This window comes from Globicatella sp. PHS-GS-PNBC-21-1553 (genome assembly GCF_033564055.1).
Lineage (GTDB): Bacteria > Bacillota > Bacilli > Lactobacillales > Aerococcaceae > Globicatella > Globicatella sulfidifaciens.
In genome coordinates this window covers 1,640,303-1,660,278 of sequence record NZ_CP085470.1, presented here as the reverse complement: position 1 = coordinate 1,660,278, position 19,976 = coordinate 1,640,303, and the positions used below count along the sequence as shown (strand labels likewise).

Below are 19,976 nucleotides of genomic sequence, written 5' to 3'. Positions count from 1 at the left end.
CCTCACTCAAAACTGAACAATGACAAATCCTAACTCTGTGTAGTTCCAGTACTCCTTAGAAAGGAGGTGATCCAGCCGCACCTTCCGATACGGCTACCTTGTTACGACTTCACCCCAATCATCCATCCCACCTTCGACGGCTCCCTCCTATTGGTTAGGCCACCGGCTTCGGGTGTTACAAACTCTCGTGGTGTGACGGGCGGTGTGTACAAGACCCGGGAACGTATTCACCGCGGCGTGCTGATCCGCGATTACTAGCGATTCCGGCTTCATGTAGTCGAGTTGCAGACTACAATCCGAACTGAGAATGGCTTTTAGAGATTGGCATGCTCTTGCGAGTTAGCGACTCGTTGTACCATCCATTGTAGCACGTGTGTAGCCCAGGTCATAAGGGGCATGATGATTTGACGTCATCCCCACCTTCCTCCGGTTTGTCACCGGCAGTCTAACTAGAGTCCCCATCTGAATGCTGGCAACTAGTTATAAGGGTTGCGCTCGTTGCGGGACTTAACCCAACATCTCACGACACGAGCTGACGACAACCATGCACCACCTGTCTTCTTGCCCCGAAGGGTTTCTCTTATCTCTAAGATATGCAAGAGATGTCAAGACCTGGTAAGGTTCTTCGCGTTGCTTCGAATTAAACCACATGCTCCACCGCTTGTGCGGGTCCCCGTCAATTCCTTTGAGTTTCAACCTTGCGGTCGTACTCCCCAGGCGGAGTGCTTATTGCGTTAACGCCAGCACTGAAGGGTGGAAACCCTCCAACACTTAGCACTCATCGTTTACGGCGTGGACTACCAGGGTATCTAATCCTGTTCGCTCCCCACGCTTTCGAGCCTCAGTGTCAGTTACAGACCAGAAAGCCGCTTTCGCCACTGGTGTTCCTCCATATATCTACGCATTTCACCGCTACACATGGAATTCCGCTTTCCTCTTCTGCACTCAAGTTCCCCAGTTTCCAATGACCCTCCACGGTTAAGCCGTGGGCTTTCACATCAGACTTAAGAAACCACCTGCGCTCCCTTTACGCCCAATAAATCCGGACAACGCTTGCCACCTACGTATTACCGCGGCTGCTGGCACGTAGTTAGCCGTGGCTTTCTGGTTAGATACCGTCAATCTACTAACATTTCCTCTAGTAGCCGTTCTTCTCTAACAACAGTGCTTTACGATCCGAAAACCTTCTTCACACACGCGGCGTTGCTCCGTCAGACTTGCGTCCATTGCGGAAGATTCCCTACTGCTGCCTCCCGTAGGAGTTTGGGCCGTGTCTCAGTCCCAATGTGGCCGATCACCCTCTCAGGTCGGCTATGCATCATCGCCTTGGTAAGCCGTTACCTTACCAACTAGCTAATGCACCGCGGGGCCATCCTTTAATGATGCCGTAGCACCTTTCCCAACTTAACCAGGCGGTTAAATTGTCTATGCGGTATTAGCAGTCGTTTCCGACTGTTATCCCCCACTAAAGGGCAGGTTCCCCACGTGTTACTCACCCGTGCGCCACTAACCTTGACCAGAACAAGTTCTCGTCGCGGTTCGTTCGACTTGCATGTATTAGGCACGCCGCCAGCGTTCGTCCTGAGCCAGGATCAAACTCTCATGAAAGTTTCATGAGTCGTTTTAGACTCTTACTATTTACTAGCTTGTATATTTATAGAGTTACCACTCTGTCTCGAATTTATATTCGGGTATGTTGTGATAATTCAAATGAATTATCCCCTACACATTTTTGGTGTTTGTCTTTGTTCAGTTTTCAATGAGCTTCGTTGTTGCTTGGTTAAGCAACTTCTATATAATATCACGTTTGATTGAAACTGTCAACAAGTTTTTTCAACTTTTTTTACTTCTTTTTCAATCTTTCGTCTTGTTCGCTTGGAACTCCCTTATAGTATCATGATATCCAACACTCGTCAACACCTTTTTTACATTATTTTTACATTTTTTACATTTTTCCTGTAAAAAGCTGTTTTTTCTATAAAAAAAGTGAAACGGAGCGTTTTTTAGCTCCGTTTCTTATTGGATTTTGAATATTTTCATCTCATATTGATGGAAATATTATAAGCGTTCATTTAATTCTTTTGCTAAATCTTCGAATCCTTCTTTACCTAATAAAGCAAACATGTTTTTCTTGTATGCTTCGACACCTGGTTGATCAAATGGATTTACCCCATTTAAGTAACCTGAAATAGCGACTGCAATTTCGAAGAAGTAAATTAAATGACCTAATGAATATTCATCCATCGCTGGAATCGTCACTAATAAGTTTGGTACTTGACCGTCTGTATGAGCTAATAATGTTCCTTGGTAAGCTTTAGTGTTAACAAAGTCAACTGTTTCCCCTTCTAGGTAACGTAAGCCATCTAAATTCTCTTCCATTTTTGGAATCTCAACATCATGACGAGGTTTTTCTACTTTAATAACTGTTTCGAAAATATTACGTTTACCTTCTTGGATAGTTTGACCAACAGAGTGTAAGTCAGTAGAAAAGTTTGCACTTGATGGATAGATACCTTTCAAGTCTTTACCTTCTGATTCACCATATAATTGTTTCCACCACTCAGAGAAGTATTGCATTCCTGGTTCGTAGTTCACTAAAATTTCAATATCTTTACCTTTACGGTGTAAGATATTACGGATGGTTGCATATTGATAAGCTTCATTAGTTGTTAAATCTGGATTGCTGTATTCTTTCATTGCATCAGCAGCACCTTGCATTAATTGATCAATGTTAGCTCCAGATACGGCTATTGGTAATAACCCTACTGCTGTTAAGACAGTGAAACGGCCACCGATACCGTCCGGAATAACAAATGATTCGTATCCTGCAGCGTTGGCTTCATCTTTTAATGCACCGCGTGCTTTATCTGTCGTTGCATAAATACGTTTTTTTGCTTCTTCGACACCATATTTTTCGATTAATTTCTCTTTGAATACACGAAACGCAATTGCTGGTTCAGTAGTCGTACCAGATTTAGAAATAATGTTAACAGAAAAATCACGGTCACCAATAATATCTAATAAGTCATGTAAGTAAGTAGATGAAATACTATTACCAGCAAAGAAAATTTGTGGCATACCTTTTTTACCTGCTTTTACATTATAGAAAGAATGGTTTAAAAAGTCGATAGCAGCACGAGCACCTAAGTAAGATCCACCAATACCAATTACAACTAATACTTCAGAATCATTTTTAATTTTTTCAGCTGCTTCTTTAATACGTGCAAATTCTTCTTTATCATAAGCTTCTGGCCAATCTACCCAATCTGTAAAGTCTGCACCAGCACCTGTTTTTTCTCTTAACATTTTATCTACTGCTGTGATTTGAGTTTGTAATTGAGCTAATTCGTTTTCTCCTACGTAATTGCTTACTTTTGAATAATCAAATTTAATATGTGCCATTATTACTATGCTCCTTTTGAATTTTTTTGTTATAGCGATCTGTTTCTATATTTTCAATGCCTTCAGCAATCCATTCCGGCATCTTTTTATCTAAGGTTGCAAAACCTATCGAAGGTGTAAACCTTTTGCGTCTTTTCTTAGGTCGGGCTGGAAAAGGGGGGTATTGACCTTAATTAACGCCCGAATTGATAAACTAATTTTTTCAGTATATTCATCAATATCAACAACGATAACCTTTACCTTGTCCCCTACCTTAAAAAATTCATCAAAATTAGATACAAAACCATGTCGACATTCAGATATATGGATTAGTCCTTGCTCTTCTTCTGATAGACTTACAAAGACACCGTAGTTTTGAATTCCAGTGATTTCACCTTCGACAATATCACCAATTTTAAATTTTGTCACAATATCGTCTCCTTCTAAAACCACCTTTAATTATACTTCAGTTTTGTCTTTTTGCCAATGTTACTTTACAGTAATTGATTCAATAACAACTGGTTTTTGTGGCTTGTCTTGAGCGCCAGTTTCGACAGCTTCAATGGCTAAAACATTATCAAAGCCATTTTTAACATGTCCAAAAACCGTATGACGTTGGTCTAACCATGGTGTTCCACCTTCTTTAGCATAAGCTTCAACGATTTCTTCTGGGAATCCTAAGTCTTTCATTTGAGCTAACATTTGAGTTGGAACATTACTTGCCGTTACAATGAAGAATTGACTTCCATTGGTATTGGGACCAGCATTCGCCATTGATAAAGCGCCTCTCAAATTAAATAGATCACGGGTGAATTCATCTTCAAATGACTGACCATAAATACTTTCTCCACCCATTCCGGTACCGGTTGGGTCGCCACCTTGGATCATAAAGTCTTTAATCACTCGATGGAAAATAACGCCATCATAATAACCTTTTTTCGCTAATTCAATGAAATTTTCTACAGTTTTAGGTGCTTGTTCTTTGAATAATACCAATTCAATATCACCATAATTTGTATGTAAAATTACATTTGATTCTAAATTCTCTACATTTAGTTGTGGGAACATCAATTGTCCGCCTCCTTCAATTTTACTTCCACTCTATCTTACCTTAATTATATTCAAGTTTCAAAATTTTTTGGTGCTATATTGAGGTTTTTTTGTTATGATATAAGAGAACATAAAAATGGAGGAACTATCTAGGATGAACTTTCCACTTATAAGCTCGCTGTTTGCGATTATTTTTACTCAATTTATTAAATATCCCATTGCTAAATATTTTAGAAATTCAAATACCAATATTGACATCGTCACCTCCACCGGTGGTATGCCGAGTTCTCACTCCGCTGCTACTAGTTCACTCATTACAGCTTTAATCTTGCAATACGGTTTTAGCTCGCCCTATGTAGCGATTGCGACCGTGTTCGGCATTATTGTAATGTTTGATTCGATGGGTGTTCGTCGTCAAAGTGGTGAACAAGGTTTAGTTTTAAATCAAATTGCCAAGCAACATTTAGAAGAAAATCCTAACGACTCGATTGGTGATTATGATTACGATAAATATAAGGCGATGGTTATCAAGAAATATTTAGGCCATAAACCCAGTGAAGTCATTGTTGGCATTATGACAGGAATTATGGTAGCATTCTTTTTAAACCGAATCTTTAGATTCTTTGTAGAAATGTAATAATTTGAAAGGAACATCGACATTTGGAATTATTTGATATAACAATTATAGGTGGTGGGCCCGTCGGGTTATACACCGCCTTTTATGCGGAAATGAGACAAGTAAAAGTTAAAATTATTGAAAGTTTAGAAAACTTAGGTGGGCAACCGGCACATCTTTATCCTGAAAAAACGATTTACGATATCCCGGCTTATCCAGCTACTTCAGGAATTGAATTAACAAACAACTTGGTTAAACAATTGGAATTATTTGAAACCAATATTGTACTAGGTCAAAAAGTGATAAACATCATCAAAGATGACCAAGAGCACTTTTTAATCGAAACGGATAAGGAAACACATTATTCTAAAACGGTGATTATCGCCATTGGTAATGGTGCTTTTAGTCCTCGTAAATTAAATTTACCTGAAGCCGCTCAATATGAAGAGCAAAATTTACACTATTATGTTAATCAATTATCACAATTTGCCGATAAAGAGGTCGTGATTTGTGGTGGTGGTGATTCAGCCGTCGACTGGGCATTAATGTTAGAACCCATCGCTAAATCTGTTACATTATTACATCGCCGTCCACAATTTAGAGCGCTTGAACACAGCGTGAATCAATTGATGCAATCTTCAGTTAAAGTCATGACCCCTTACATTCCAAGTCGGATTATAGGGCATGGTCATACGTTAAATGCGATTGAAATCGCTCAACCTAGAGGTGACGAGAAACTAACGCTAAAAGCGGATCATTTTATTATTAGTTACGGTTTTTCGTCAAGTATTGGCAATGTGAAAAATTGGGGCATCAATGTTGAACGGAATCTAATTCCCGTGAATTCTGCTTATGAAACGAATGTTAAAGGCATTTTTGCGGTAGGAGATATTGCCAATTACCCTGGTAAAATTCGCATCATAGCTACTGGTTTTGGCGAAGGTCCGACTGCTGTAGGTAATGCAATTGAACAATTCACCCCTGGAGCTGGTCGTCAACATATTCACAGTACCAGTTTATTTGAACAGTAATATTTAAATTAGAAAGGAAATTTGTATGTCTAAGAAATTAATAGAACAAGAGATTTTAGAACAACACGCTTATAATCTATTAGCTGAACGTGGTGTTTCAATCGAAGAAATCGCAACTATCGTTTATGAATTACAAGCACCTTATGTCAAAGACTTAACGATGGAAGAATGTATTCATAATTTAAAAATGGTCATGAAAAAACGTGAGGTACAAAATGCGGTCATTACCGGTATTGAAATTGATATCGCTGCAGAAAAAGGGGTGTTCTCACCTACTTTAAGTGACTTATTAATGCGCGATGAAGGTTTATACGGCATCGATGAAATCCTGGTGCTATCCATCGTCAATGTCTATGGTTCGATTGGGATGACCAATTTTGGTTATGTCGACAAAATTAAACCTGGGATTATTGGAGAATTAAACAGTCAAAAAGGCGAAAAATGTAACACCTTCATCGATGATGTTGTTGGAGCACTGGCTGCAGCAGCGGCTAGTCGTATCGCCCATTCTCAAACTAAATAAATAAAAGATAAAACAGGCAAAAGAGAAGTAACTAAAACTTCACTTTTGCCTGATTTTTTGTTTGTTATCTATTCTACTCTACTGAATTGTAGCCACATTTTGAACCTCATTAACCAATGATTGTTACACTAAAACTTTACAAAACTTCCTTAACTGTAGTCACCACACACTGAACATCATGATTCAATGGTTTTGTACGCTCTCATTAAGTATGCTATTTTAAGGATGTGTGACATGCTCTTCTTTTAATAGTTCCCCGGATTGTGTAATATGAATCCCAATTAAGTCACCGCCATAAACGGCGCCACCATCGATACCAAACTTTCCTTGATGATGCCAAATTGATAAATCTCCTGGTGTGGCATTTAAAAACTTAACAGGTGTATGACCAAAAATAATTTTTTTACCGGTTCGATTATCGCCCAGATGAAAAGGGTCACGAATCCAATAAAAATCACTTGGTTTGGATTGCTGCCAATTGGTTAATTGTAAATCTACCCCCGCGTGAACAATAATCCATTCACCGTATTCAAGATACAAAGGTAAATTTTTTAACCAAGCCATCAAATGAGGATAATTTTCGGTTGTTAAATTAACCAACTCATCCAATGGATAATCATTTATCTCATTTAGTGCTAAATGATTAAGTGAAGCTAAAGTCGTAGCTCCTCCATTTCTTTGATACAAATCCCATGCCTGATTAGGATGTTGTAAAAAATCAAGAAAAAGCGCCTCATGATTCCCCCTAATTACTTTTGCATCGTACTCTTTTTGTAATGACCAAACTAACTCAAGTGTTTTAAATATTTGTGGTCCACGATCAATTAAGTCGCCCACAAAGATTAATTCCTCTTCTTCAGGAGACCAATAGGTTAAAAGCTGTTTTAACATTTGGTATTCCCCATGTATATCACCTATTACAAAAGCACGCTCTTTCATGTGGTACCTCCAATTAATGAATTTTAACTAATTTCAATCCTATTCTTTGTTTATCTAGGTCTAATTGAATCACTTCAACATCGACAATTTGACCAACTGCTACAATCTCATTCGGATGATTCACACGACGTTTATTGGTTAATTTAGAAATATGAATTAAGCCATCTTGTTTTACACCAATGTCAACAAAGGCACCAAAGTCAACGACATTGCGTACCACTCCTTCTAAGTCCATTCCAACTTTTAAATCTTCCATTTTTAAGACATCACTTCTTAATTGTGGTGTCGGTTGTCCATCACGAATATCCGCCGTTGGATTTTTTAACCCTTCAATAATATCGATTAAGGTTTCTTTCCCGACGTTTAATTCTTTAACTAATTGATTTAAATCTAATTTTTCTAATTGTTCATTCGCTTCTTTTGAACCTAACACTTTTTGGTCAATCGCTAATTTCGCTAAAATTTGCTCAGCAATCGGATAGCTTTCCGGGTGAATATTCGTTTGGTCAAGTGGATTACCTCCCCTAAGACACGTAAGAAGCCAATGGCTTGTTCATAAGTCTTAGGTCCCATCCGTTTGACATCTTTCACTTGTTCACGATTTGAAAAATGGCCTAACTCTTCACGCAAATCTACAATGTTTTTGGCTGTAGTCTTAGTTAAACCTGAAACGCGTTGTAATAATGGTATACTAGCGGTATTAATGTCGACACCTACTTGGTTGACAGTCATATTCACCACGAAATCTAATTGTTCATTCAATGATTTTTGTGCCACATCATGTTGATATTGACCCACACCAATTGATTTGGGATCAATCTTAATCAATTCTGCCAATGGATCTTGCACTCGACGAGCAATACTTACCGCACTACGTTCAGAAGCTTCCCAATCCGGAAATTCTTGACGCGCAATCTCACTGGCACTATAGACAGAAGCTCCGGCTTCACTTACCACCAAATATTGAACTTTTCGATCCAGAGAATGAATCACTTCACTAACAAATAATTCAGATTCACGACTAGCCGTTCCATTGCCAATCGCAATTAATTCCACCTGATGACGATTAATAATATCAGTTAATTGTTGGCCAGCTTTAGCCCATTTCGCGTCATGTTGTGCTTTGGTATCAGCTCCAACCGCTTTTTCATGAGGGTAGATAACGGCTTTTTCTAATACCGCACCCGTTTCATTGATGACAGCTAATTTGCATCCTGTTCGATAAGCCGGGTCAAAACCTAACACTACTTTGCCTTTTAATGGTGCAGTTAATAATAAGTTACGTAAGTTTTCACCAAACACTTCAATCGCTTGTAAATCTGCTTTTTCCGTTGTTTCTGCACGTAATTCTCGTTCGATAGCTGGTCCAATAAATCGTTTGTAACTATCTTGAATGGCATTTTGGATAAAAGCTACTTGTGCTGTAGGTAAATCTGCTTCAATAAAACGTTTTTCAATATAACGATAAACCGGCTCTTCATCAATGTTGATTTTTACCGTAATAACATCTTCTCTTTCTGCACGATTAATGGCTAAAGTATTATGTTCTTTGACTTTATCCAATTTTTCAGAGAAATCATAATACATATGATAAACTTGTTGCGGGTCTTTTTCTTGATTCTTTAAACTTGTTTTAACGATTGCATTATAGCGACTGTATTTACGGATAAATTCGCGATATTCTGCATTATCGGATACTTTTTGAGCAATAATTTCATGAGCACCAGCTAATGCTTCTTCAGCGGTTGTCACCTCATCTTGAATAAATTCACTCGCTTTATCGTTGAGATTAATCGGTTCTTTATTTGACAATATCCAGTCTGCTAACGGTTCTAAACCTTGTTCAATCGCCACCATTGCTTTAGTACGACGTTTTTGTTTATAAGGACGATACAAGTCTTCTACTTGTTGTAATGTTTGGGCTTGTTCAATCGCCACTCTTAATTCCTCGGTTAATTTATCTTGTTCTTCAATTAATCTCGTCACTTCTTCTTTACGAGTTGACAAGTTAATTAAATATTGATGACGTTGCTCAATAGTGTATATTTGAACTTCATCTAATGATCCAGTCATCTCTTTACGGTAACGGGCAATAAAAGGGATGGTACTGCCCTCCGCTAATAATTTTAATGTTGCTTCAACCTGTTTGATTGAAATTCCGGTTTCTTTACTAATCTGTTGATTAAATAATTCTGACATAATATCCTCTTTCTGATTTGTATACTAAACACAAATTTTAAATCATTTCATAATGATGATTATAACATATTTCTACTGCTTTGAAGCCATTAAACACTCATCTTGAGTAATTTTATGCACTCTACTTCTAAAAACACGAACATTCAATTCGAAACGAATGATATATTTAATTTTCTTGTTGAACGTTCTGATTCTTTTGCTATACTCATTCTGTATTCAAAAATTTAGGAGGTCTTTTTTGTGGATAAATTTTTCAAATTAAAAGAAAATGGCACCACTGTTTCAACTGAAATTTCTGCGGGGATTACGACATTCTTAGCAATGTCTTATATCATGTTTGTTAACCCGTCAATCCTTGCGTTAACGGGTATGCCAAATCAAGCGGTCTTTTTAGCAACGGTCTTTGCTGCTGCTGTATCAACTTTAGCGATGGGCTTATTAGCGAATGTCCCTTATGCTTTGGCACCTGGTATGGGGTTAAATGCATTCTTCACTTTTACGGTTGTATTTGGTTTAGGTTTTACTTGGCAAGAAGCGTTGTCAATGGTATTTATTTGTGGGGTTTTTAATGTTTTAATTACGGTTACTAAAGTACGTAAATCTTTAATTAAAGCTATCCCAGAAAGTTTACAACATGCGATTTCAGCTGGGATTGGTGTTTTCATTGCATATATCGGAATTAAAAATGGTAACTTATTACAATTTACCATCGATGGGATTAATTTAATTTCAGTCAATGGTGGCGATCCTACCGCTGAATCATTCCCTGGTGGTATTTCATCAGTCCTTGCGAATAGTGGAGCAGTGCCTGAATTAGTTAACTTTACCAATCCTAGTTCTTTACTAACGCTTATCGGTTTAGCTATTACGACTGCTTTAATGATCCGTGGTGTAAAATCAGCTATTTTATTAGGTATTATTTTAACAACATTAATTGGAATTCCTTTAGGCGTAGTAGATTTAGGTTCAATTGATTGGGCAGGGAATTCTGTTGCGAGTGCTTTCGCAGCTTTAGATGAAACGTTCTTAGTTATTTTCTCACCAGCAGGTTTACCTTCGCTATTTGGTGATATCTCTCGTTTACCAATTGTTTTAATCACTATTTTTGCTTTTAGCTTATCAGATGTTTTTGACACAATCGGTACTTTCATTGGGACTGGTCGTCGTACCGGTATTTTCTCAGATGAGGATATCAAAGCTTTAGAAACCAGCTCTGGCTTTAATTCAAAAATGGACCGTGCTTTATTTGGCGATTCAATCGGTACTTTAATTGGCGCTTTATTCGGAACATCGAATACAACAACCTATGTAGAATCGGCAGCAGGAATCGGTGAAGGAGGACGTACAGGTTTAACTTCTGTTGCAACTGCTTTAATGTTTATCCTTTCAATTTTTATCGCACCAATTATCGGCATTGTGCCAGCATCAGCAACGGCACCAGCTTTAATTTTAGTCGGGGTGTTAATGTTATCATCATTAGCTGATATTAATTGGACTGACTTTGCTGATGCTGTACCGGCATTCTTTGCTTCCATCTTCATGGGCTTAGCTTACTCTATCTCATACGGAATTGCAGCAGGATTCTTTGCTTATTGTTTAGTAAAAATGGTTCAAGGTAAAACCAAAGAAATCCACCCTATCTTATGGATCTCAGTCGTTTTATTCGCAATTAACTTTATTGCTTTAGCTATCATCTAAAAATTTCATATCAAAGGGAACGGGCGCGAACTTTTTAAATTCTGTTCAGGCATGTCTATTTAATTCAAAGCGCAGTGGTTGAGTGGTCTCAATCTTCGTCTTAATGTAACTGAGATTAATTTTAAAAAATTCTGTCAAATTAATGGTCGTTAATTTATATCGCAGTGGTTGAGTGGTCTCAACCTTCGTCTTAACGACTTGTTTGAGTCCTACTCAACTGTGCGGGGGTAGGCCAACGAAGCGAAAATCATTCAATTTTCTACTTCTGGTCTACTCCCAACTGTGCGAGGGTGGGCAGACGAAGAGAAAATCAACTGATTTTCTACTTCTTGCCCACTCCCCTTTTTGTTTCTATATACCCAACTAAAAAACCATAGGATCGACGTCTGAAAAGCGCCTTCCTATGGTTTCAATGGTTTATAAACTAGGTACATCTTACGGATGTCATCTCAATCTCAAAATCACCCTTACTGATGAACTTTATGATTTTAAACAATCACTAAAGGATTTATTTAATAGCTACCCAACTAAAAAAACAAAACCACAAAGCATAAACAATCCTCTTTTGCACTGCTTAAATCTGATCGATATCGAAAATTCTTAAGATATTCTACCTTAATGACTTATTTATTGATGACAGCTAAACCTTCTTGATAAAAAACTTTCATATCAGCAGCAGGAACCATGCTACCACCTGTCGCCCAAGCAATATGAGTGGCATTTTGCATTTTATCTTGTAAGTTCTTCATATTAATATAGTCTTGTCCTTCAGCTGTAGTAAATAGACGTACTGGTCCAGGTACACCGGCTAGAGCGGCTGGTTCTAAATTAATCGCTTCTAAGTCAACCGTTTTAGATAATAAAAGGTGCACTTCCTCTTCTTCTACTGAGTAACCACCATCGAAGAAATTACTCATTAATTCCGCAACAAATCCTGACGTTCTAGGAACAGCTAAACCATCCATACATGTTTTTCCATCGATTTTAAAATCATCGACAGATACTTTATCAAATTGTTCCGTGATTTGCCCTAGTAACATTGACGGCATGTGAGTCGGTTGAGCAAAGAAGCAATGAACATTATCACCATACACTTGTTTTAAACCAAAGGCCGTACCACCCGGACTACCTCCAATACCACATGGTGAGTAGACAAACAATGGGTGATCAGCGTCTACCTTAATCCCCATTTCTTCTAATTGTTTTTCTAAGCGTAGCGCAGCCACTGTATAACCTAAAAATAATTCAACAGAATGTTCATCATCGACAAAATATGATTTTGGATCTGCATCTGACTGAGCACGACCTTGCCATACTGCTTCAGTGAAATTGGTCTCATGTTCGATAACGGTCACACCTTTAGAACGCAATAAGTCTTTCTTCCATTGTTTTGCTTCAATCGACATATGAACTGTCACTTCAAAACCTAATTTAGCACTCATCACACCAACGCTGATTCCCAAGTTTCCCGTCGTCCCAACAACAATCTTATATTGGCGGAAAAATGATTGGAATTCCTCACTTGAAAATTTGGTATAGTCATCTTCAATGCCATTTAACAAACCATGTTCTAGCGCTAATGTTTCAGCATATTTTAACACTTCGTAAATAGCACCACGTGCTTTAATCGTTCCAGCAATTGGCAAAGTGTCATCACGTTTTAAATAAAAATCGCCTAGTATGGTCGTATTATACTTATCTTCTAAATATTCTTTTAATGGTGCCAGTTTTGTTAAGCCTGATTCAATTAAACCATTCATTGGCGCCGTCTCAGGAAATTCTTGCATAATAAATGGTGCAAAACGCTCTAAACGAGCTTCGGCATCTTGAACATCTGCCATTGAATAAGCTACCTTTTTAGATGCTTCTTCAAAATTATCTTTATGCTTATTGACCCAGAAAACTGGTTTTAAATTCATAATATCATTAAGGTACTGAACTTTTTCAGACCATTCAATATTGTTTATCTTTGTCATATTAATCCCCCTGATAAGTTTTACTTCGTCATTGTATCAAATTTCACACTGTCAGAGTGCTATTTTGTTGATTTTTATTTAAATTCTCATTTAACTGAAAAAAAGAGCACTTTTCAGTACTCTTCAGTCTTTTTATATATATAATTTGGTAGAATCCGTTGATTATAATAGAAAACTCACTAATTTTTTACTCTGTCTAGCCGATTGATCTAAACAGAAATGATAAAAGCCTGCACCCAACTCAAAGATGGCGGCTTGTTTGTCCATGAGTGTGACAATATAACTTTCTGGGTATTTAGGCAACTCTCTAGTTGCACCAAACATATGTTTAACGATAATATCTTGTTCAAGATCTGATATCTCAGTAATTTTTAAAGCGTTTTGTAAGGCAATTCGTGGGTGTTCCCAATTGTGCCCCTTACCCCCTACTTGATGTTTATCTGCACTATCATAGTAGAACAAATCATGGAGTAAACCTGCACGCGCAATGGCACGTGCATTAAGATTAAAACGTTTTGCCCAACGATAACTACGATACGATACCGATAAAGAATGCGATAAACGGTCTGTCACTAAATGATGAACGTAATTCTTTAGGCATTGTACCTCTTCTAATTCAATTAAATCTTCAATCAACGCCATATATTCTACATCATTTTGCCAATCCAAAGCCATTTAAACACTCCTTGTTGATTAATTCATAATCATTATAACAAAAACATTTGCATTTTTGTTGAAAATAAGATGTAAATTTAGTTAAATATGTAAATTTTATATGAATTTTATTACCATTATAACAGTTGGTTTCATAAGTTTTTTATGAAAACGCAAACATCTATTGGAAATAATCTTGAAAAATGAAAACAATCATTTCCGCTGATCTTGCAGAAAAACCGGAAGGCTATCTTGAAAAATAAAAAAGAATATTCGCGTTGCCTTTGACTACGACAACAGCCTTACGTATTCGCTTTGCAAAATAACAATGAGTAAGCGAATACGTAAGGCTGTGCAAAACTTTTTAAATTCTTTTCAGGCATATCTATTTAATTCAAAGCGCAGTGGTTGAGTGGTCTCAACTGCGTCTTTCGACTTGTTTGAGGCCTACTCAACTGTGCGGGGGTAGGCCGACGAAGCGAAAATCATTCGATTTTCTACTTCTGGTCTACTCCCAACTGTGCGGGGGTGGACAGACAAAGCGAAAATCATTTGATTTTCTACTTCTTGCCCACTCCCCTTCCCGCTCACTCCATCAGTGATATAAATAGACCGATTTTCTCTAATAAAAAATAATGACTGGCATGCCGTAGTATACTAATTCAAAGACTTGTCCCATCACACTTGGTGGTGTGTTAACACATCCTAGAGATCCCGAATTTAAATAGGCTTGTCCACCAAAAGTTTCTTGCCAACTAGCATCGTGAATTCCTTGGGCTTGATCGTCAAAGGCAATCCAATATTGAACCGGTTGTTCATAATCAACATCTGTATGTGGATTATAGCCTCGCAATACCGAAGGTGACTCCATATTCCATACCCGATAGGCTCCCGGTATAGTATTGGTCCCTGTTTTTCCAGTTACCACTGGTGTTTGCAATACCAGAACACCGTCTAAGTAAATAAACATGGTTTGATTTAAAATATCGACTTCAACATAAGAATTACCGACACTATCCCCCATACCATAGCCATCGCCACCGATAACAGGTTCACGAGTAATGGTCGCTCCCTCATGAATATCAGCAATGATATTGTCAGGCTCGGTATGACGGTCAATATACCACCCATAGGTTCCTGGTTGGATTGTAACCTCTCCTTGATAAGTACTCATAAATTGACGAGGCTGAAAAAGACCGGCATATTGATAATTTAATTCACGTACATAGTCTTCAACTAACGCTCGATCGACTTGCGGTGCACCTTCTTCATCAATATAAATCCAACTCGCAATATTCTCTTTTGGTATGGTAACTTCATTACCATCGAAAGTTAAGGTTATTTGACTTGATTCCATTAAAGCAATTTTCTTCAGATTATCATTCAATGTTGGGTCTTCTTTTTTAATTTTAGGTTGGATATAGGCATCTTTCAAATCGACTTCTAATTGATTATGATTAAGAGCTAAGAACAATGTTTGAGTCATACTTTCGTTATTAATTTGATTACCGTACACTTCTGGATTAATTGAAAAGACATTGTCATCATCTAAAATATAGGCATCTTCAGCAGGTGTTCTTTCTTCATTATTGACCCCTAAGCTATAAATTAAATCCGTAATGATCGCCTCATCAAATCGAACGGTTTCTGGAGTCACTTGAAGTTCTGACCGCTTCAGTTTAAGTAATGCTAATGGCCAATCAGTAGCATTTTGTTCGGCCATTAATTGGGTTAATTGTTCATCGAAATGACTGGTTACGCCTAAATCTTTCAAGGCCACAGTCCCAATGGGTTGTTCTTTTTCACTAAATAATATGGTTTTATTTTCTAGTTCACTCTGAATTTTAGTCTTTGCTGATTCAATTGATTGATTACTAATCGATTGTCCAGCTACTGTAGTACTTGGTAAATAATGCCCTTGATAATATAAGACACCGATTCCATAAATCAATAATAATAAAAGAATTACTCCGCCAGCAATCCCAAAACCTAATTGCTTGCGATTAAACTTTGACAACTGCATACTCCCTCACCTCTGTCTATTCTCTCTCATTAATTATAGGTAACTCTAATAAAATGAGCAATTAGAATGCCTATGTTCTAGCTTATATTCCTATATTTTAACATACTTTTGAATATAAAAAAACACCGCTATTCGCGGTGATAACAAACAGTGAATTCATACTATTTTAGTTAAATTTCCCTCTCTTACGATGGGTTAATTGGATATAACGTTCATACCAGATTTCAATGAATTCCGGTGAGAACGGTCCTTTCTCTTCTTCAATCCATCGTACTAGCTCTTGGATATTATATTTTAAAATACGATCAATTTCATCTGGATAATGATATTTTCGTCCATGAATTTCGTATTCATCAAGATCTAATAATCGCTTTTCGCCATCTGGAAACACTTTGATATCTAAATCGTAATCGATGTATTTCAAGGCTTCTTGATCTATTAAATAAGGAGAAGCCAAATTACAATAATAAGTAACACCGCGTTTGCGAATCATCGCTACAATATTAAACCAAAAATGTTTGTGATAATAAAGTAACGCTGCTTCACGAGTTACCCATCTGCGACCATCAGATTCAGTTACCAACGTATGGTCATTACAACCGATAATCGACTGATCACTAGTTTTTAAAACCATTGTATCACGCCAAGTACGATGTAATGAGCCATCATGTTTATAACTCTTAATAGTGATGAATTCACCCTCCTTTGGTTGCTTCATCACTCATCCTACCTTCTGTTTGTAATCAAGATGACCAAGGTCATCTTCCATCTTTAATATTGTAACACACTTGTCATTAAATAGGTACATAAATACAAATCATTTTCACAAATCAAGCGAAATATTCGTTAAATTATATTTCCAATCAGAAAGCAAAAAATGAGCTGTATAAATAGAATGGGCCAGAAGTAGAAATTTGATTGATTTTCGCTATGGGCTCCCACCCTCACACAGTTGGAGTGGTTCAGAAGTTGAAAATTGAAAACTTTAACTTCGTCTACCCCCTGGATTATTGCCCAGCATATTTTGTTTATTTTTTAATAATCATTTGAATTGCTTGATTAATTTTGGCATTTTGTACTTCCGGTTCAGCTTCAGGATTTTCTAAGCAATCACGTAAATTTTGTGCCACAATAATGCCCATTATGCGATCAACACTTGAACGAACTGCACTTAATTGGGTAATGACATCTATACAATCCTGTTCTTCTTCAATCATTTTTTGAATTCCTCTTAATTGACCTTCAGTTCTTTTTAAACGATTTAAGATCGATTTATCGCAACTAGTCATACGCAACCTCACCTTTCCATGCCGACATTCCACCCATCACATTGGTCACATCAAACCCTTGTGCACTTAAAAATTCACACGCCATAGCTGAGCGTCCACCAGAATGACAAATAACATGATAATGTTTCGATGAATCTAAGTCCTTGACCAACTCACTTATTTCACTCAAAGGTAGGTGGAGGGCATTGTTAATATGTCCATTATTATACTCATCCAATTCCCGAACATCAAGTACGGTCAAATCATCATTTTTTAAATCTTGTTCAAACTCAGCTATCATTTTGCTATTATACATGTACAATATCCTCCGGTTTCATTAAATGATACAGTGAGAATGCTCCGTCTAGGTTCTCTACCGTAAATCCATGTTGTTTTAAAATACGCTCACCAATATAGCTACGTAAGCCACTATGACAAGTGATAACATACGGTTGGTTCTTATCCAATTCTTCTAATCGCTCGCGTAATTGATCAAGTGGAATATGAATCGCATCTTTAAAACGACCATTGCTTTGTAATTCCCCATCATTACGTACATCTAACAATACTTTGCCTTTAGCCAATTCATCGTTTAATTCATACCATTGAATTGAGTCCGTCACACCCGTTGCTAAGTTAGAAGCCGCATAACCTGCCATATTAACGGGGTCTTTCGCTGAACCAAATGGTGGTGCGTAAGTAAATTCTAATTCTGGCAAATCAAAAATCGTTAAGCCACCTTTAATGGCCGTTGCTATAATATCAATTCGCTTGTCAACACCATCTTTACCGACAGCTTGTGCGCCATAAATTTCACCGGTTTGGCGATTAAAGACTAATTTTAAATGAATATCTTCAGCACCAGGGAAATAACTAGCATGACTCTTACCACTAATATGGACCACTGATGGGTTTAAACCAGCTAATTTAGCTGTACGTTCATTTAATCCAGTTGAAGCAGCGGCCATTTCAAATACGCGCACAATCGCTGTTCCAATACTGCCTTTATTGCTACTTTCTAAACCAGCAATAATATCAGCCACTTGACGTCCTTGACGGTTAGCTGGGGATGCTAACGAAATCAAAGCATCTTGACCGGTAATTTGTTGTTTCACCACAATGGCATCTCCGACTGCATAGATATCGGGTACATTCGTACGGTATTGGTCATCGACAACAATCCCTCCACGCAAACCTAATTCAATTCCCGCTTCTTTGGCTAAGCTATTTTCCGGTTGCACACCGACCGATAAAATATTTAAATCGGAATTTAAGGTAGTGCCATCTTCCAATACTAAGGTATGACCTTGCTCTTTAAATTCAACTACTGATTGATTAGTAATAACTTTAATATTATTTTTTTCTAGTTCTAACAAGATATGTTGAGCCATTTCTTCATCTAATGGCGGTAAAACATGCGGGGCTTTTTCAACTATTGTAACTGCTAAACCTAATTTTGCTAAGTTTTCTGCCATTTCAATGCCAATAAAACCAGCACCAATTACCGTTGCTTGTTTAACTCCATCATCATTCAAGTTCGCCATGATGCCATCTAAGTCAGGAATACTTCGTAAAACATGGGTGTTATTAGCTGCCTCCAATCCAATTATCGGCGGGACAAATGGCTTGGCTCCTGGTGATAAGATCAGCACATCATATTGTTCAGTTGATTCTTGCCCTTCACTTTGGACTGTCACCGTTTTCGTTTGCGGGTCAATCGATAGTACTTCCGTATTCGGTCTAACATCTAAATCAAAGCGAGCGCGTAAAGCTTCTGGTGATTGAACGATTAATCTTTGTCGCTCAGCAATTTCGCCAGATACGTGGTAGGGTAATCCACAGTTAGCAAATGACACATAAGGTCCCTTATCAAACACAATAATTTCTGCATCTTCCATTAATCGACGTAATCGAGTCGCCGCTGACATTCCACCTGCGACACCACCAACAATCAAAATCTTTTTCATTTATTTTCCTCCTTTTATTGGCCCATTCCAGGCATTCATTCCACCACTAACATTTTTCACTTGATATCCTTTTTTCAATAAAGCTTTGGCTGCTTGACGACTTCTCATACCACTTTGGCAAATCACTAAAATAGGCTTGTCTTTACTGCCTTGAAATAATTGTATTTGCGCTAAAGGATGATTGAGTGCACCTCTTATATGTCCACTTTTAAATTCTGCTGGTGTCCGCACATCCAATAATTGATACTTTTTTAATAGCTGATTGTTGATTTCATCAGCTTTAATTGCTTCTACTCTGGGTCCAAAAAACCACATAAGCTACCTCCTTGTAATCTGATTCTTAATTTTATATACCCCTATGGGTATAATTAAACTATATTATTTTACTTCTGTCAATTATAAAAATTCATTTGATAGTTATTATTTAGAGGCTGGGCATAAACTTGATAAATTTAATTAAGATTATTGTTAGTTAATTAAAAGCGCAGTGGTTGAGTGGTCTCAAACTGCGTCTTAACGACTTGTTTGAGACCTACTCAACTGTGCGGGGGTGGGCAGACGAAGCGAAAATTATTTAATTTTCTACTTCTTGCCCACTCCCTTAAAGACGAAGTTTGAGGCCACTAAACCACAGCGCTTTTCATGAAATAG

Annotated in this window: 16 protein-coding genes, 1 rRNA gene and 1 pseudogene; 4 read left to right on the top strand and 14 right to left on the bottom strand. The window is 37.6% G+C overall.

The annotated features are described in order from the left end of the window. Nucleotides 1–59: 59 nt before the first annotated feature. From LB888_RS07895 to LB888_RS07880, 4 genes are all read right to left on the bottom strand, one after another. Nucleotides 60–1,608: ribosomal RNA gene (locus tag LB888_RS07895) — 16S ribosomal RNA — on the bottom strand. Between the two features lie 450 nt (nt 1,609–2,058). Then, nucleotides 2,059–3,402, bottom strand: a complete 1,344-nt coding sequence (locus tag LB888_RS07890) for a glucose-6-phosphate isomerase (protein WP_276646917.1) — start codon at nt 3,400–3,402, stop codon at nt 2,059–2,061. A gap of 105 nt (nt 3,403–3,507) precedes the next feature. Then, a complete protein-coding gene (locus LB888_RS07885; protein ID WP_412927891.1) occupies nt 3,508–3,810 on the bottom strand; it encodes a CvfD/Ygs/GSP13 family RNA-binding post-transcriptional regulator in 303 nt (100 codons plus the stop codon). A 60-nt stretch (nt 3,811–3,870) separates the two neighbouring features. Further along, nucleotides 3,871–4,449 carry a peptidylprolyl isomerase gene (locus LB888_RS07880; protein ID WP_066126910.1) on the bottom strand — a complete coding sequence of 193 codons (579 nt, stop codon included), beginning with the start codon at nt 4,447–4,449 and terminating at the stop codon, nt 3,871–3,873. Nucleotides 4,450–4,585: 136 nt separating this feature from the next. On the opposite strand from LB888_RS07880, the gene LB888_RS07875 reads away from it, so the two are divergent. The 3 genes from LB888_RS07875 to LB888_RS07865 are packed head-to-tail and all read left to right on the top strand — an operon-like array spanning nt 4,586 to nt 6,601. After that, entirely contained in the window at nt 4,586–5,068 is a 483-nt protein-coding gene (locus LB888_RS07875) for a divergent PAP2 family protein (protein WP_318752511.1), read from the top strand. Between the two features lie 23 nt (nt 5,069–5,091). Continuing rightward, nucleotides 5,092–6,078, top strand: coding sequence for an NAD(P)/FAD-dependent oxidoreductase (locus LB888_RS07870; protein WP_318752510.1), 987 nt, complete (start codon nt 5,092–5,094; stop codon nt 6,076–6,078). Between the two features lie 25 nt (nt 6,079–6,103). Continuing rightward, complete coding sequence (locus LB888_RS07865; RefSeq protein WP_078756554.1) at nt 6,104–6,601, top strand: phosphatidylglycerophosphatase A; 498 nt, start codon at nt 6,104–6,106, stop codon at nt 6,599–6,601. A 219-nt stretch (nt 6,602–6,820) separates the two neighbouring features. Here LB888_RS07865 and LB888_RS07860 read toward each other — a convergent pair whose 3' ends face one another. Next, on the bottom strand, nt 6,821–7,540 hold the full coding sequence (locus LB888_RS07860) for a metallophosphoesterase family protein (RefSeq protein ID WP_318752509.1): 720 nt from the start codon (nt 7,538–7,540) through the stop codon (nt 6,821–6,823). A 13-nt stretch (nt 7,541–7,553) separates the two neighbouring features. Further along, nucleotides 7,554–9,739, bottom strand: a pseudogene (locus LB888_RS07855) (Tex family protein). A 240-nt stretch (nt 9,740–9,979) separates the two neighbouring features. Here LB888_RS07855 and LB888_RS07850 point away from each other — a divergent pair. Continuing rightward, complete coding sequence (locus LB888_RS07850; RefSeq protein ID WP_318752508.1) at nt 9,980–11,437, top strand: NCS2 family permease; 1,458 nt, start codon at nt 9,980–9,982, stop codon at nt 11,435–11,437. A gap of 623 nt (nt 11,438–12,060) precedes the next feature. Here LB888_RS07850 and LB888_RS07845 read toward each other — a convergent pair. The 8 genes from LB888_RS07845 to LB888_RS07810 all read right to left on the bottom strand — a co-directional run bounded on the left by LB888_RS07845 (nt 12,061) and on the right by LB888_RS07810 (nt 19,640). Continuing rightward, complete coding sequence (locus tag LB888_RS07845; protein ID WP_318752507.1) at nt 12,061–13,413, bottom strand: D-serine ammonia-lyase; 1,353 nt, start codon at nt 13,411–13,413, stop codon at nt 12,061–12,063. 162 nt (nt 13,414–13,575) lie between these two features. Beyond that, nucleotides 13,576–14,088: an HD domain-containing protein gene (locus LB888_RS07840; RefSeq protein WP_276647286.1), complete on the bottom strand. Its 513-nt coding sequence runs from the start codon at nt 14,086–14,088 to the stop codon at nt 13,576–13,578. A 601-nt stretch (nt 14,089–14,689) separates the two neighbouring features. Continuing rightward, complete coding sequence (locus tag LB888_RS07835; RefSeq protein WP_318752506.1) at nt 14,690–16,084, bottom strand: L,D-transpeptidase family protein; 1,395 nt, start codon at nt 16,082–16,084, stop codon at nt 14,690–14,692. 172 nt (nt 16,085–16,256) lie between these two features. Beyond that, a complete protein-coding gene (locus LB888_RS07830) occupies nt 16,257–16,808 on the bottom strand; it encodes a DUF402 domain-containing protein (RefSeq protein ID WP_066125266.1) in 552 nt (183 codons plus the stop codon). A 310-nt stretch (nt 16,809–17,118) separates the two neighbouring features. Beyond that, nucleotides 17,119–17,379, bottom strand: a complete 261-nt coding sequence (locus LB888_RS07825) for a metal-sensitive transcriptional regulator (protein ID WP_200803023.1) — start codon at nt 17,377–17,379, stop codon at nt 17,119–17,121. Further along, entirely contained in the window at nt 17,372–17,674 is a 303-nt protein-coding gene (locus LB888_RS07820) for a rhodanese-like domain-containing protein (RefSeq protein ID WP_318752505.1), read from the bottom strand. Before LB888_RS07820 ends, LB888_RS07825 begins: the two co-directional genes overlap by 8 nt. Next, nucleotides 17,667–19,325: an FAD-dependent oxidoreductase gene (locus tag LB888_RS07815; RefSeq protein WP_318752504.1), complete on the bottom strand. Its 1,659-nt coding sequence runs from the start codon at nt 19,323–19,325 to the stop codon at nt 17,667–17,669. Before LB888_RS07815 ends, LB888_RS07820 begins: the two co-directional genes overlap by 8 nt. Next, entirely contained in the window at nt 19,326–19,640 is a 315-nt protein-coding gene (locus tag LB888_RS07810; protein ID WP_318752503.1) for a rhodanese-like domain-containing protein, read from the bottom strand. Nucleotides 19,641–19,976: the final 336 nt, after the last annotated feature.